This is a genomic window from Streptomonospora mangrovi (assembly GCF_027604915.1).
In the GTDB taxonomy this organism is placed as follows: domain Bacteria; phylum Actinomycetota; class Actinomycetes; order Streptosporangiales; family Streptosporangiaceae; genus Streptomonospora; species Streptomonospora mangrovi.
Window position 1 is genome coordinate 12,061 of the sequence record NZ_JAJAQC010000029.1, and the last position, 13,731, is coordinate 25,791.

A 13,731-nucleotide genomic window follows, 5' to 3' on the forward strand; every position below is an offset into this window, starting at 1 on the left:
CCGGGCGGGCGATCACCGGCCCCGCGCCTCGGGGGCCATGGCCTTCGCCGGAACAGGGCGACAGCCCCCGCCCGGCCTGCCACCAGCCGCACCGCCGACCGGGCCGCCCCCGACGCCACCCGGGCCGTCCGCCCCGCAGCCCGCTGACCGCGCGACTGGACCCGCGCCTCGGCTCGGCGGACCGTCGCCACCCGTTGGACCAGGGACAATCCGCCCGGGAGGTCGGGGAGAGGGCCGTCAGTCCGAAGCGGAGGGCGGTGGAGCCGTGCTGTCGCGGACGACGAGTTCGGTGGCCAGCTCGATGCGCGGGCTCTCGATCGCCTCCCCCCGCATGAGGCGGTGCACCGTGCGGACCGCCAATCGCCCCATCTCCGCCAGGGGCTGGCGGACCGTGGTCAGCGGCGGCGAGGACCACCGGGCCTCCGGAAGGTCGTCGAACCCGACCACGCTGACGTCGGCGGGCACCCGCAGTCCTCGGCGGCGCAGGGCCTCGTACACCCCCAGGGTCATCTGGTCGCTGGCGCCGAACACCGCCGTGGGCGGGTCGGGCAGGGCGAACAGCCGCTCCCCCGCCCGGAAGCCCGACTCGTAGTCGAACTCCCCCTGCATCACCAGCCTGTCGTCCACACTCAGCCCGGCGGTCTCCAGCCCGGCGCGGTAGCCGTCGAGGCGGGCGCGGCTGGACCACAGCTCCGGCCGCCCGGCCACGAACCCGATGCGGCGGTGGCCCAGCCCCGTCAGGTGGTTGGTGGCGCTGAGCCCGCCCGCCCAGTTGGTGCAGCCGATGGTGGGCACGGCCAGGTCGGGCACGCCGACGGGGTCGACGACCACCGAGGGCACGTGCAGTTCCTCCAACTCCGCCCGCAGCGCGGAGTCCAGGTCCGTCGTGACGAGGATGGCGCCGTCGCTCGCGCGCGAGCGGACGTTGTCGAGCCACTGGCGGGCGGAGCTGGCCCGGCGGTGGATCGCCGAGACGACGATCCCGCCGCCCGTGCCGTGGGCGGCGTCCTCCACGCCGCGGATGATCTCGACCGCCCACGGGCTGTCGAGGTCGTTGAAGACGAGGTCGAGCAGCCCCACCCGCGCCTCGGGGCGCGCGCCGACCGCCTCACCGGCCTTGCTGCCGCGCCGCCGGTAGCCCCGGGCGCGCAGCAGCGACTCGATGCGTTCCCGGGTGGCGGGAGCGACGTCGCCCCGGCCGTTGAGCACGCGCGAGACCGTCGGCGCGGACACGCCCGCTTCCGCGGCGATGGCGGAGATGGTCACGGCAGGGGTCGGGGTGTCGGGCACTGCTCCTCCTTCGTACCTGCCCAGCCTACGAGCGCTCGCCCGCCGCGCCACCGGTCGGGACCCCTCGGCGGGAAGCGGTGTCGGCGGCCCGAGCCGTGCCGGACCCGGGTCTGGGCACCGCCCATGCCAACGCGCCGGACCGCCGCCAGGCTCCCGACCGGCGGTATCCCGCACGGTGAGGCCCCGTCCGCGCCCGCCACCGGCGCGCCCCCCGGCGCCTCTGCGCAGGCAGGGGTATTGACGGTCGCCGGGGCACCGCCTAGTGTCCAACGTCGCCGTACTCCGGAATTTTCCGGAAATCTCCGACGGCCGACCGAATGGGAGTCCCCCATGCAACCCATCCGCTTCGTCACCGCCGCCCTCGCCACGACCGCCCTGCTCCTGCCGCTGGCGGCGGCCCCGGCCGCCGCCGAGCGGCACCACGGCCACGACGGCCGCCACACCCCGCCCCACTCCAACGCCAAGTTCGACCGGCTGCGCTGGGCGGCCCCCCAGGACGTCGTCATCGGCACCGCCGTGGCCGGTGGCGGCCACCACCTCGAACAGGACTACCCCGACCCCTTCACCTCCGACGGGCGCTACCGCCGTGTCCTCGCCCAGCAGTTCAGCTCGGTCTCCCCCGAGAACCAGATGAAGTGGGAGTACCTGCGCCCCGAGCGCGACCGCTACGACTTCGCCATGGCCGACCGCATCGTGGACTTCGCCGAGCGCAACGGCCAGGCGGTGCGCGGGCACACGCTGCTGTGGCACAGCCAGAACCCCGCCTGGCTGGAGGAGGGCGACTTCACCGACGCCGAACTTCGCGAGATCCTGCACGACCACATCACCACCGTGGTGGGCCGCTACGCCGGGCGGATCGACCAGTGGGACGTCACCAACGAGATCTTCGACGAGGCGGGCCAACTGCGCACCGAGGAGAACATCTGGCTGCGCGAACTCGGCCCCGGGATCATCGCCGACGCGTTCCGCTGGGCGCACGAGGCCGACCCGCACGCCGAACTCTTCCTCAACGACTACGGCGTGGAGGAGGCCAACGCCAAGAGCGACGCCTACTACGACCTCGCCCAGCAACTCCTGGCCGACGGCGTGCCGCTGCACGGGTTCTCCACCCAGGCCCACCTCAGCCTCGACTACCCGTTCCCGCACGGCCTGGAGGACAACCTCCGCCGGTTCGACGACCTCGGCCTGGCCACCGCCGTAACCGAGATGGACGTGCGCATGAACGTCCCCGAGAACGGCCGCCCCACCCGCGCCCAACTCCGCGAGCAGGCCGACTACTACCGCCAGGGACTGTCGGCCTGCCTCGCCGTCGAGGGCTGCGACTCCTTCACCATCTGGGGCTTCACCGACAAGTACTCCTGGGTCCCCGTCTTCTTCGAGGGCGAGGGCTCGGCCACGGTGATGACCGACGACTACACCCGCAAGCCCGCCTATTACTCCCTGTGGTCCACCCTCAAGCGCGCCAAGTACGACCACGACCGCGAGTGACCCGTACACCCGCCCCCACCTGAACCCACGCCAACCCCCGGGGCTCGGCCGACCGGCCGAGCCCCGAGCCGTGCCCGGGGGTCACCGTCGCGCATGCGTGCGGTCCACCGCGCGGTGGGCGTGTGCTTCCGGGAACCCCGGCCTCGGTTCTGATCGTTCGGATGACGAACCCGGGCGCGGGGCGCCGACGCGCCGCGGATTCGGTGCTCCGGTCGTGGCCGACGGTGGGGGTGGGGTGGTGGGACGGTGGGGTGGTTGTGGGAATACCACTAGCAACCCTGTGGCGGACGGGCTCTGCTGGCGGCTTTAATGAAGCGGCGGGGCTGCGCCCGCTTTCCGCACCCCCTGTGGACTTGAGGAGTACGGTGTCGATCCTGCAACCGGACATGAAGCGCATCAAGCTTGAGGTGCCCGACGCTCCGGAGTTCGCGGACATTCGCGACCTTGACGGTACGTGGACCGAGGTGGCCGATCCCAAGAGCGGCTACCGGTTCAAGCGGGGCAACGTGACCTTCCGTTTCTCCTCGACGGGCCACACCGTTGACGAGAACGGGGTCAAAGCGGAGGTGTTCACCGCCACCAGTGTGCGGTGACCTGCCATAACGGGGAGGACGGCGGGCCGGTCGCGGCCCCTCCGGCCTCCCCGCGGGGGCGGCGGTGACCCCCACCGCCGCCGTCCCCCCACTGTCGTTCCCGCTCCGCCGTGCCCGGCTTCCGACGCCCGGGCTCCCCCGATGCCCGACTCCCGGGTTCCGACGCCCGGCTCCCGCTCCCTGCTCCCCGATCCCCGGCGCCTTCCCTGTGCTTGCTGCTACGGGGGCGGGCTTCCCTGCCCGTCTTCCAATGCGGTGGGTGATTGACCAGCCACCTGGCGCGACCGCGTTCTGATTGACGGTCCCCTTTTGCGCTACAGGCGGTAGATGGTCGCTTACTTAGTTCGATTTTCGTCAAAAGCGGTATTGACTCCCGACACAAGGGCGCGTAGCTTCGTGGCCTGGCTCACAGTGGCGGACCACCCGCCATCGAGGGCCGCCGCACCACCCCCACCACACCCCCGTCGCGTCCGCGCGCCGACCTCCGCAGGAGCAGCCGTGTCCTCTCCGGGCGACATCCTCGACCTCATCAGTCGGGGTGATGCCGGAACCCGCGCCGAACTGGCCCGGGTCACCGGCATGGCGCGCTCCACGGTCGCCCAGCGCGTGGACACCCTCATCGCCTACGGGCTGGTGGAGGAGCACGAGACCGGCGCGTCCACCGGCGGCCGGCCGCCCCGGGTGCTGCGCCTGGCCACCGAGCGCAACTGCGTCGTGGGCGTCGACCTCGGCGCCACGCACTGCCGCGTGGCGCTGATGGACATCGGCGGCCGCCTCCTCGCCGACCGCGAGGACCCCCTGCGCATCACCGAGGGCCCCGAGCCCGTGCTGCGCCACATCGACGACCGCATGCACGAACTCCTCGCCCAGGCCGGCCGCCCCCTGGCCGCCGTCAAGGCCATCGGGATCGGCGTCCCCGGCCCCGTGGAGTTCGCCACCGGGCGACCGGTCAACCCGCCGATCATGCCCGGCTGGCACGAGTACCCCATCCCCGACTACTTCACCAGCCGCTACGACCTGGAAGTCCTGGTCGACAACGACGTCAACGCGCTGGCCCTGGGCGAGGTCCGCCACGGCAGCACCGCCGCCGACAACCTGCTGTTCGTCAAGATCGGCACCGGCATCGGCTGCGGCATCATCGCCGGCGGCCGGCTGCACCGGGGCGCCCAGGGCGCGGCCGGCGACATCGGCCACATCCGGGTGCCCGGCGCCGACTCCGCCGCCTGCCGCTGCGGCAACACCGGCTGCCTGGAGGCGGTGGCCGGCGGCGCCGCCCTGGCCGCGCGGCTCACCCAGGCGGGCGTGCCCGCCGCCGACGGCCGGGCCGTGGTGGACCTGGTCAGCAGCGGCGACCCGATGGCCGTGCGCCTGGTGCGCGAGGCCGGCCGCGACATCGGCGACGTCCTCGCCGGGCTCGTCAACTTCTTCAACCCCGAGGCGATCGTGGTGGGCGGGGTCATGGCCGCCGCCCACGAGCACCTGCTGGCGGGGGTGCGCGAGGTCATCTACCAGCGCTCCCTGCCGCTGGCCACCCACCGGCTCACCGTCGCGCCCACCGAGGCCGGCGAGGCCGGGGGCGCGCTGGGCGCCGGGCGCCTGGCCATCGACCACGTCCTGGCCCCCGACAACATCGACCGGGCACTGGCCGCGCACGCGGCCGGCGCCGCACCGGCGGCGCGGTAGCGGACCCCCGCTCCCGCCCCGACCCCCTCCCCGACTCCCGACTCCCGACCCCATCCCCCGAAGCCGCACCTTCCCGGATCCCCCCGATCCCCCGACCCCGCTATCCCCCCATCCCGTCCGAAGTACATGGAGGCCCCACGATGGGTTCGATTCCGCAATGGCGCACCCGCAGGCACGCGTTCGGCGCGCTGGCGGCGGCCGGCGTGGTGCTCGCCGCGACCGCGTGCAGCACCCCCGAGGCCGGCGGCGGCGACGGCGGTGAGGGGGCGTCCGACGGCCCCTTCACCATCGGCGTCAGCAACGGCTTCATCGGCAGCGAGTGGCGCGAGCAGATGCTCTCCGTCCTTGAGGACGCCTTCGCCGAGTACGAGAGCGAGGGCGTCGTGGACGAACTCGTCGTGGAGAGCGCCGACGTCGACGTCAACGGCCAGATCCAGCAGATCCGCAACCTGATCCGCTCCGACGTCGACGCCATCATCGTCAACCCCAACTCCCCCACGGCGCTGGACGAGGTGTTCGCCGAGGCCGCCGACCAGGGCATCCAGATCGTCGCCATCGACCAGGCCGTGGAGTCCGAGCACGTCACCAACGTGGTCATCGACCAGGCGGAGTGGGCGTCGATCTCGGCGGAGTGGCTGGCCGAGGAGGTCGGCGAGGGCGGCGAGATCATCGCGGTCAACGGCATCGACGGCCACCCCGCCAACGAGGACCGCTGGTCGGGCGCCCAGCAGGTGTTCGAGGAGGCCGGCGTGGAGGTTGTGGCCAACGACTTCGCCGAGTGGGACCAGAGCCAGGGCCAGACCGTCACCCGCGACCTGCTCTCCAGCAACCCCGACGTCGACGGGATCTTCGTCCAGGACGGCATGGCCCTGGGCGCCATGCAGGCCCTCCAGGCCGAGGGCCTGGAGGACGAGGTCGCCATCACCGGCGAGGCGCGCGTGGGCTACATGAAGGAATGGGACCAACTGCGCCAGGACAACGAGGACTTCTCCAGCATCGGCGTGCCCAACCCGCCCTCGGTGTCGGTGTCGGCGCTGCACGTCGTGGTCCGCATGCTCCAGGGCCAGGAGTTCCGCTCCGACGCCCTCGACGGCAACACGCTCTACCTGCCGATGCCCGAGACGGTCACCGACGAGAACTTCGACGAGCGCTTCGCCGAGGTCGAGGACGAGCCCGACGCCTACGCCGTCGACCACAGCATCACCCCCGAGGAAGCCGACTCCTACTTCCAGTAGGCAGCACTTCCGGCAGCCCGCCGCCGGTGCCGGGGCGCGCAAGCGCCGCCCCGGCACCGCCCCGGCACCGGCGACCAGGACAGGGAGACATCGTGGACACACCGCCGTTTCTGCGGATGAGCGGCGTGCGCAAGCGCTACGGCGGCGTCACCGCGCTGGCCGGCGCCGACTTCGAGGCCGAGGCCGGCACGGTGCACGCCGTGCTGGGCCCCAACGGCTCGGGCAAGTCGACGCTGCTGAAGGTGCTCACCGGCGTGGTGGCGCCCGACGCGGGCGAGGTGCTGCTGGAGGGCCGCCGGCTGCGCCCGCGCGGACCCCGCGACACCCTCGCCGCCGGCGTCAGCGCCGTCTACCAGGAACTGTCGCTGATCGAGGAGTTCAGCGTCCTGGACAACCTGGTCCTGGGCGTGGAGCCGACCCGGTTCGGCCTGCGCGACACCCGCGCCGCCCGCGCCCGCGCGCTGCCGTGGCTGGAGCGCTTCGCCCCCGCGTTCGGCGGCCGGGTGCCGGCCGACGAGCGCGCCGCCGACCTCGACCCCGGCGAGCGCCAGATCGTGGAGATCTGCAAGGCCCTGGTGCGCGAGCCCCGCGTGCTGGTGCTGGACGAGGCCACGGCCTCGCTGCGCCGCGCCCAGGTCGACGTGCTGTTCGAGGTGGTGGGCGAGCTGCGCGAGCGCGGTGTGCTCATCCTGTTCATCACCCACCGCCTGGCCGAGATCCTGGCGCTGTGCGACCGCGCCACGGTCATGCGCAACGGCGCGGACGTGGCCACGGTGACGGTGGGCGAGACCCCCGAGCGGGAGCTGGTCGAGCTGATGTCGGGCGGCACCCCCCGCACCCCCGAGACCGATACCGGCACCACCGGCACCGCCGCCGCCGGCGCCGGGTCCGCCGCACCCGCGGGCGCGAGGACGGACGCGTCCCGGGTGCGGCCCCGCGCCGCCGCCGCGGCACCGGGTGGCGAGCCGGCGGCGGCCGAGCCGCTGCTGGAGGTGCGCGACCTCTCCGGCGACCGCGTCGACGGCGTGTCCTTCCAGGTCCGCCCCGGCGAGGTGCTGGGCCTGGGCGGCCTCCAGGGCCAGGGCCAGTCGGAGCTGATGGCCATCCTCTTCGGCGCGCGCCGGCGCTCCGGCGGCACCGTGCTGCTCAACGGCCGCCCGGTCCACCCGCGCTCGCCCAAGCAGGCGGTGCGCGCCGGGTTCGCCTACGTCCCGGGCAACCGGGGCGCCCAGGGGCTGGCGCTGGGCCGACCGATCCTGGAGAACTTCGCGCTGCCCTCGGTGGGCCGGCGCGCCGGGCTGGGCGTGGCGCTGTCGCGGCGCCGCGAGATCGCCGCGGCGCGCGCCGTGGCCGAGCGCATCGGCACCCGCTACGGCTCCCTGGACGACCCGGTGTCCACGCTGTCGGGCGGCAACCAGCAGAAGATCGTCGTCGGCAAGTGGTTCCCCACCGAGCCGGTGGTGGTGCTGATGGACGACCCCGCCAAGGGCATCGACCTGCGTGCCAAGGCGGAGATGTTCGCCGTGGTCGCCGAACTGGCCGCCGCCGGTGCGGCGGTGGTGCTGGGCGCCAGCGACGACCGCGAGCTGGTCGAGGTCTGCGACCGGGTGCTGGTGCTGTTCGAGGGCCGGGTGGTGGACGAGGTGTCCGGCGACCGGCTCACCGAGGACACCCTCATCGCCAGCTCCATGCACATCGCCGGGCGCGACACCGGCACCGGGCACCCCGAGGCGACCTCGGCGCTGCCCGAACCCGACCGGGCGCCCGCGCCCGCCGCCGGAACCGGAACCGGCGGTCCCGCCGGCGCCCCCGGCGCGGCCGACGGCCCCGCGCCCGAGCCCGCACCCTCCGACCCGGGCGGCCGCGCGTGAGCGCCGCCGCCGCGCACTCCCCGACCCCGGCCGCCGCGCGGCCGGCCCGAGACCGAGGAAGGCCATGACAACCCCCAGTCGAACCGAGGCACCGGGCGCCGCGGCGGGCGCGCCACCGCCGCCGCTCCTGCTGCGGGCGGGGCGGTCGGCGCTGTCCGCGCGGATGCCGACCCTGGCGGTCGCCGCGCTGCTGGTGGTGACCGTCGCGGCCTCCGCCGTGCTGCAACCCAACTTCTTCTCGGCCTACTCCATGACGGCCAGCTTCGCGACGTTCCTGCCGCTGGCCACCATCGCCGCCGCCCAGACCATCATCGTGCTGGCCGGCGGGATCGACCTGTCGCTGGGCACGATCGTCACCCTGGCCGCCGCCGTGTCGGTGGTGCTGATGGACGGCGACGACGCCCGCCTGCCGCTGGCGCTGGCCGCCGGGCTGGCCACCGGCGCGGCCTGCGGGCTGGTCAACGGCCTGGTGGTGGCGGGCCTGCGGCTCCAGCCGATCGTGGCGACCTTCGCCACCAGCTCGGTCTTCGGCGGCGCGGCGCTGCTGGTGCTGCCCCAGCCCGGCGGCGAGGCGTCGCCCGCCCTCACCGAGACCTTCCGCATGGTGGTGGCGCTGTACGTGCCCGTGCCGGCCGTGCTGCTGGTGCTGCTGTGGGCGGCCTGGCGGCTGCTGCGCCGGCACCGCTTCGGCCAGTACCTCTACGCCGTGGGCGGCGGCGCCGACGCGGCCTACACCTCGGCGGTGCCGGTGTCGGCGGTGCGGGTGTTCTCCTACACCGCCGGCGGCCTGGTGGCGGCCCTGGCCGGGGTGGCGCTGCTGGCCGACTCCGGCGCGGGCGACCCCACCCTGGGCACCGAGCTGACGCTGGGCTCCATCGCGGCCCTGGTCATCGGCGGCACTCGGCTGCGCGGCGGGGTCGGCGGCGTGGGCGGCGCCCTGGTCGGCGCGGTCGTGCTCTCGCTGATCCAGGGCCTGGTGTTCTTCGCCGGGGTGCCCACCGACGCCCGGGAGTTCGTCTACGGCTGCATCATCATCGCCGCCATCGCGCTGGCCGGGCTGCTGACCGCCCGCGGCGCGCGGCGGCCCGCCCACGCGGGAGGCCCCCGATGACCGTGTCCACCGCGCCCGAGCAGGCGCCCGACCAGCCCGAACGCCCCGACCGGCCCGGCGCGCCCGCGCGCCCGCCCCTGGCCCGCCGCCTGCTGCGCGACCCCGTGGTGGTCTCGGGGGCGCTGGCGGTGCTGCTGTGGGTGGTGGCGGCCCTGTACTCCCCCGAGTTCGCCAGTTGGGGGCAGGTCGTCACCCTGCTCACCGTCGCCTCGTTCCTGGGCGTGATCGCCATCGGCCAGACGCTGGTGATCATCGCCGGCGGTGAGGGCATCGACCTGTCGGTGGGCGCCACGGCCACGCTGTCGGCGATCGTGGCCTCGCGGTTCATGGACGGCTCCAACGAGGGCTTCGTCGTGGCCGTGCTGCTGGCGCTGGGCGCCTGCTGCGTGGTGGGCGTCGTCAACGCGGTGGGCGTGCTGGTGTTCCGGGTGCCGCCGCTGGTGATGACCCTGGGCATGATCGCGGTGGTCACCGGGTTCATCCGGCTCTACACCGGCGGCCGGCCCGAGGGCTCGGCGGCGCCGCTGCTGCGCACGCTGGTCACCGGCGACACCGTCGCGGGGATCCCCGGGGTGCTGTGGCTGTGGCTGGGCCTGGCGGTGCTGGTGGTGTGGCTGCTGCGGCGCACCTCCTTCGGCTGGCGGCTCTACGCCGTGGGCGGCAACCCCACCACCGCCTACCTGTCGGGGGTCAACACCACCGCCGTGCGGTTCTCCGCCTACGTCCTGTCGTCGCTGTTCGCCGGGGTCGGCGGCATGCTGCTGCTGGGCTACGCGCAGAACGTCTACACCAGCCTGGGCACCGACTACATGCTCAACAGCGTGGCGGCGGCCGTGATCGGCGGCACCGCGCTGGTGGGCGGGGTGGGCGGCTACCTCGGCACGGTCATCGGCGCCATCCTGCTCACCGTCCTCGACTCCCTGCTGCGGATCATGCAGATCGGCGGCGGCGAGTGGGGCGACGCGCCCCGCCAGATCATCTACGGCGTGGTGCTGATCATCGTCCTGACCGCCTACGGCAGGCAGAAGCGGCTGCGGCAGTGATCGGCGACCCCGATCACGCCGCGGCACCCGTCCACGGATATGGAGTGACCAACGTGACAGCACAGGCGAGCGGCCGGCTCGGAGTCGGCATCGTCGGCAGCGGGTTCATCGCCGACTTCCACACCCGCGCCTTCCGCGGCGTGCGCGACGCCGACGTGACCGCGGTCTGCGGGCGCACCGAGGAGCGGGTGCGGCGCATCTGCGACCTGGCGCGCGAGCTGCGGGTGGGCGACCCCACCGCCTACGCCGACGTCCGCGACATGGTGCGCGACCCGGCCGTGGACGCCGTGTGGGTGACCACGCCCAACCACGTGCGGGTGGAGACGGTGCGCGCCATCGTGGAGGAGGTGACCTCGGGACGGGCATCCCTGCGCGGGATCGCCATCGAGAAGCCGCTGGGCCGCACGGTCGCCGAGGCCGAGGAGGTGCTGCGGCTGGTGGAGAGCGCCGGGCTGCTGCACGGCTACCTGGAGAACCAGGTGTTCGCGCCCGGGGTGACCCGCGCCCACGAGCTGGCGTGGAAGCGCGGCGCGGCGGCGTCGGGCACCCCCTACCTGGCGCGCTGCGCCGAGGAGCACAGCGGGCCGCACAACGGGTGGTTCTGGCAGGGCGACAAGCAGGGCGGCGGCGTCCTCAACGACATGATGTGCCACAGCGTCGAGGCGGGGCGGTTCCTGCTGACCCCGCCCGGGGTCTCGGCCGACGAGTGGCTGACCCCGGTCAGCGTGGACGCCACCATCGCCAGCCTGAAGTGGTCGCGCCCCTCCTACGCCGACGAGCTGGCGCGCCGCTACGGCCCGGAGGTGGACTACCGCACCCGGCCCTCGGAGGACTACGCGCGCGCCACGGTGGTCTTCCGCAACGGCGACGGCGACGAGGTCGTGGCCGAGGGCACGACCTCGTGGAGCTACGTGGGCGCGGGCCTGCGGCTGACCTTCGAGCTGCTGGGCCCGGAGTACGCGATGTCGGTGAACAGCCTGGACACCGAGGCCCGGGTGTTCCTCAGCCGGGAGATCGCCGGGCGGCCGGGCGAGGACCTGGTCGAGAAGCAGAACGCCGAGGGCGGCCTGATGCCCGTGCTGCCCGACGAGGCCGGGGCCTACGGCTACACCGAGGAGAACCGGCACATGGTGACGCGGTTCCTCGACGGCGTCGCCCCGGCCGAGAGCCTGGCCGACGGCCTCCAAGTGACGCGGCTGCTGATGGCCGCCTACCTGTCGGCCCAGGAGGGCCGCCGGGTGGACCTGACCGATTCGGCCACGGCGGAGAAGCTGGCCGGTTTCGTGCCCGACGTCGCCCAGGGCACCTGGCGCTCGGGCCGCTGACCCGCGCCGGCGTCGGTCCGGCACGAGCGCGCGCGCCCGGTCCCGCGGGGGCCCGGACACGCGAAAACGCCGAGGGGGCGCAGGGCGCCCCCTCGGCGTCGTGCTTCCCACGCGGGTCGGGCCCGGGTGACCAGGTCAAGGAACTCGCAGGCGAACGCGGCGGCACTACGAGGGAGGCGGCGAGGAGTCGGTCCGGTTCACACCTGCCCGGCATCCGCCTTGACCAGGCGCACGAACGCGGCCCACTCCGCACCGGGAAAGGCGATGTGCCCGAGCCGGCGATACCGGGTGTCGCGCACCAACACCGCGCCCGGGGCGTCGGCGACCTCCACGCACTCTCCCCCCGAGGCGTTGCTGTAGCTCGACTTGCGCCACACCGCCTCCATGGCTCTCACGTGAACTCTCCTCTCGCGGCCTCGATCAGCTTCCGTGACTCCCTTGGCGGCAGCGCCACTCCGCGAATGTCACCGAGGAGACGAGCGTACTGCGAGACCTCTTCAAGAGCCTCCACAGGTGCCCCCGACAGCGGAGTCTCCATGTAGAGGATGTCGGCACCCTGCACGTACAAGAGAGTGAAGGGTCCGCTCAGTCCAGGGTTGTTCTCGGTCGCCAGCGGAACGATCTGAAGGGTCACCCGAGAGCTTTCGCTCGCCTCCAGTAGGTGGTCAAGCTGCGCGCGCATGATTCTCGGCCCCCCTACGGGACGCTGAATCGCGGTCTCGTCCAGGACGAGGAGCAAGAGAGGCGCGTGGTCCGAAGCGAGAATCGACTGCCGAGCCATACGCGCCTGCACGAGTTCCTCAATCTCGGCGTCAGTGTCCATAGGCCGACCGTCGCGCAGGATGGTACGCGCGTAGTCCTCTGTTTGAAGCAGGCCGTGAACAAGTAGAGGTTGGAACGACTTGATCTCGGTTGCCTGCTGTTCGAGAGAGACGACACCGCGAAACCATGTCGGAAAACCGTTGTGCTCGCTCAGGCGCTCCAACGCCCGCACGAGAGTGCCACCGGTAGAAAGCACCTGGTCGATTCGTTCCACGTGCTCCCGTCTTGCACCACGGGCTCCACGTTCCATTGCACTGATCATCGCGTGCGACACCGATATCTCCCTGCCCAACTGCTGCTGCGAAAGCCCAGATTGGTCGCGTATCCTGCGGAGTTCCCGACCGAACCTGACCCATTTGGGGTTGGTGCGCTCAACCATGTTCGCATGGTACTCAACCACACTGCTACGCACCTGAATTCTCCTGAACCGAAATCGTCTGTTCGGTCGAATCCCTGGAGATGCGTCCGAGTCGCAGGGATCGTTATCACATCAACGCTCTCTACTTCTCCCGAGAGCGGCCCTGACCAGTGCTGACATCACCGGACAGGGCCTAAGCCCCCAACCTGCCACGGACAGGCGAGGACCTGATGACCAAGATAATCCGCCCACGGCGTTCCGCCCGAATTCGCCGTTATGTGTTGCTCACACCATTCCAGACCCGCCGGGCGGTGCACTGACCATGCAGGTCTACAGCACCACCTTTCCCGGGCGCCCGGAATGCGTCGCCGAAGTGCGGCACTGGCTGGAGAGCATGCTTTCCCCCACCGACCACCCCGCGATTCCCGACGACGCGCGGGCCGCCGCCGTCCTGCTGCTCTCCGAACTGGCCACAAACGCCCTCCGCCACGCCCTCACCTCCGCCACCGGCGGCTACGGCATCCGGGTCGCGCTCGCTCCCGGCAGCATTCGGGTCGAGGTCGAGGACGGCGGGCCGCGCGACGACCCCCACCACCCGCCTCGGCCGCGCGACGCCGGTCCCGACGACGAGTCGGGGCGGGGACTGGTGCTCGTGGCCGCCTTCGCCGACGAGTGGGGCCGCCTGCATCCGCGCCACGGCATGTACTTCCGCCTGCGCTGGCCCGCGCCGCCCGCGCCCGCCCCGCGCGACCGGGCCGCGCTCCGGCCCCGGCGGCCCGCACACGGCCCGCTGCGCATGTAGGGCCACAGGGCGCAGAGCCGTGCGACGGGCTCCTTGACGCCCTCCCGTCGCCGCCGTTTTTGGAGGGGGGTGGCGACGGGAGGGCCTTTCCCGGCCGGTTACGGCTCCGC

General features: G+C 73.0%; 12 protein-coding genes. 9 read left to right on the forward strand and 3 right to left on the reverse strand.

What is annotated here, in order from left to right:
• Window positions 1-237: 237 nt before the first annotated feature.
• Window positions 238-1,290: a LacI family DNA-binding transcriptional regulator gene (locus LG943_RS17065; RefSeq protein ID WP_270073289.1), complete on the reverse strand. Its 1,053-nt coding sequence runs from the start codon at window positions 1,288-1,290 to the stop codon at window positions 238-240.
• A gap of 330 nt (window positions 1,291-1,620) precedes the next feature.
• Here LG943_RS17065 and LG943_RS17070 point away from each other — a divergent pair, with 330 nt between their 5' ends.
• The 8 genes from LG943_RS17070 to LG943_RS17105 all read left to right on the forward strand — a co-directional run bounded on the left by LG943_RS17070 (window position 1,621) and on the right by LG943_RS17105 (window position 11,639).
• Window positions 1,621-2,778 (forward strand): endo-1,4-beta-xylanase, encoded by a 1,158-nt coding sequence (locus tag LG943_RS17070; RefSeq protein WP_270073290.1) that lies wholly within the window; start codon window positions 1,621-1,623, stop codon window positions 2,776-2,778.
• A gap of 365 nt (window positions 2,779-3,143) precedes the next feature.
• Entirely contained in the window at window positions 3,144-3,371 is a 228-nt protein-coding gene (locus LG943_RS17075) for a hypothetical protein (RefSeq protein WP_270073291.1), read from the forward strand.
• Window positions 3,372-3,869: 498 nt separating this feature from the next.
• Window positions 3,870-5,054, forward strand: a complete 1,185-nt coding sequence (locus LG943_RS17080; protein ID WP_270073292.1) for an ROK family transcriptional regulator — start codon at window positions 3,870-3,872, stop codon at window positions 5,052-5,054.
• A 140-nt stretch (window positions 5,055-5,194) separates the two neighbouring features.
• Window positions 5,195-6,289 (forward strand): ABC transporter substrate-binding protein, encoded by a 1,095-nt coding sequence (locus LG943_RS17085; protein ID WP_270073293.1) that lies wholly within the window; start codon window positions 5,195-5,197, stop codon window positions 6,287-6,289.
• 92 nt (window positions 6,290-6,381) lie between these two features.
• Window positions 6,382-8,160, forward strand: coding sequence for a sugar ABC transporter ATP-binding protein (locus tag LG943_RS17090; protein WP_270073294.1), 1,779 nt, complete (start codon window positions 6,382-6,384; stop codon window positions 8,158-8,160).
• Between the two features lie 64 nt (window positions 8,161-8,224).
• Window positions 8,225-9,271, forward strand: coding sequence for an ABC transporter permease (locus LG943_RS17095; protein WP_270073295.1), 1,047 nt, complete (start codon window positions 8,225-8,227; stop codon window positions 9,269-9,271).
• Complete coding sequence (locus LG943_RS17100; RefSeq protein WP_270073296.1) at window positions 9,268-10,314, forward strand: ABC transporter permease; 1,047 nt, start codon at window positions 9,268-9,270, stop codon at window positions 10,312-10,314. Before LG943_RS17095 ends, LG943_RS17100 begins: the two co-directional genes overlap by 4 nt.
• 53 nt (window positions 10,315-10,367) lie before the next feature.
• Window positions 10,368-11,639: a Gfo/Idh/MocA family protein gene (locus LG943_RS17105; protein WP_270073297.1), complete on the forward strand. Its 1,272-nt coding sequence runs from the start codon at window positions 10,368-10,370 to the stop codon at window positions 11,637-11,639.
• Between the two features lie 197 nt (window positions 11,640-11,836).
• On the opposite strand, the gene LG943_RS17110 is transcribed toward LG943_RS17105, so the two are convergent.
• Window positions 11,837-12,025: a DUF397 domain-containing protein gene (locus tag LG943_RS17110; RefSeq protein ID WP_270073340.1), complete on the reverse strand. Its 189-nt coding sequence runs from the start codon at window positions 12,023-12,025 to the stop codon at window positions 11,837-11,839.
• 5 nt (window positions 12,026-12,030) lie between these two features.
• Complete coding sequence (locus LG943_RS17115) at window positions 12,031-12,840, reverse strand: helix-turn-helix domain-containing protein (RefSeq protein WP_270073298.1); 810 nt, start codon at window positions 12,838-12,840, stop codon at window positions 12,031-12,033.
• A gap of 301 nt (window positions 12,841-13,141) precedes the next feature.
• On the opposite strand from LG943_RS17115, the gene LG943_RS17120 reads away from it, so the two are divergent.
• Window positions 13,142-13,621, forward strand: a complete 480-nt coding sequence (locus tag LG943_RS17120; protein WP_270073299.1) for an ATP-binding protein — start codon at window positions 13,142-13,144, stop codon at window positions 13,619-13,621.
• Window positions 13,622-13,731: the final 110 nt, after the last annotated feature.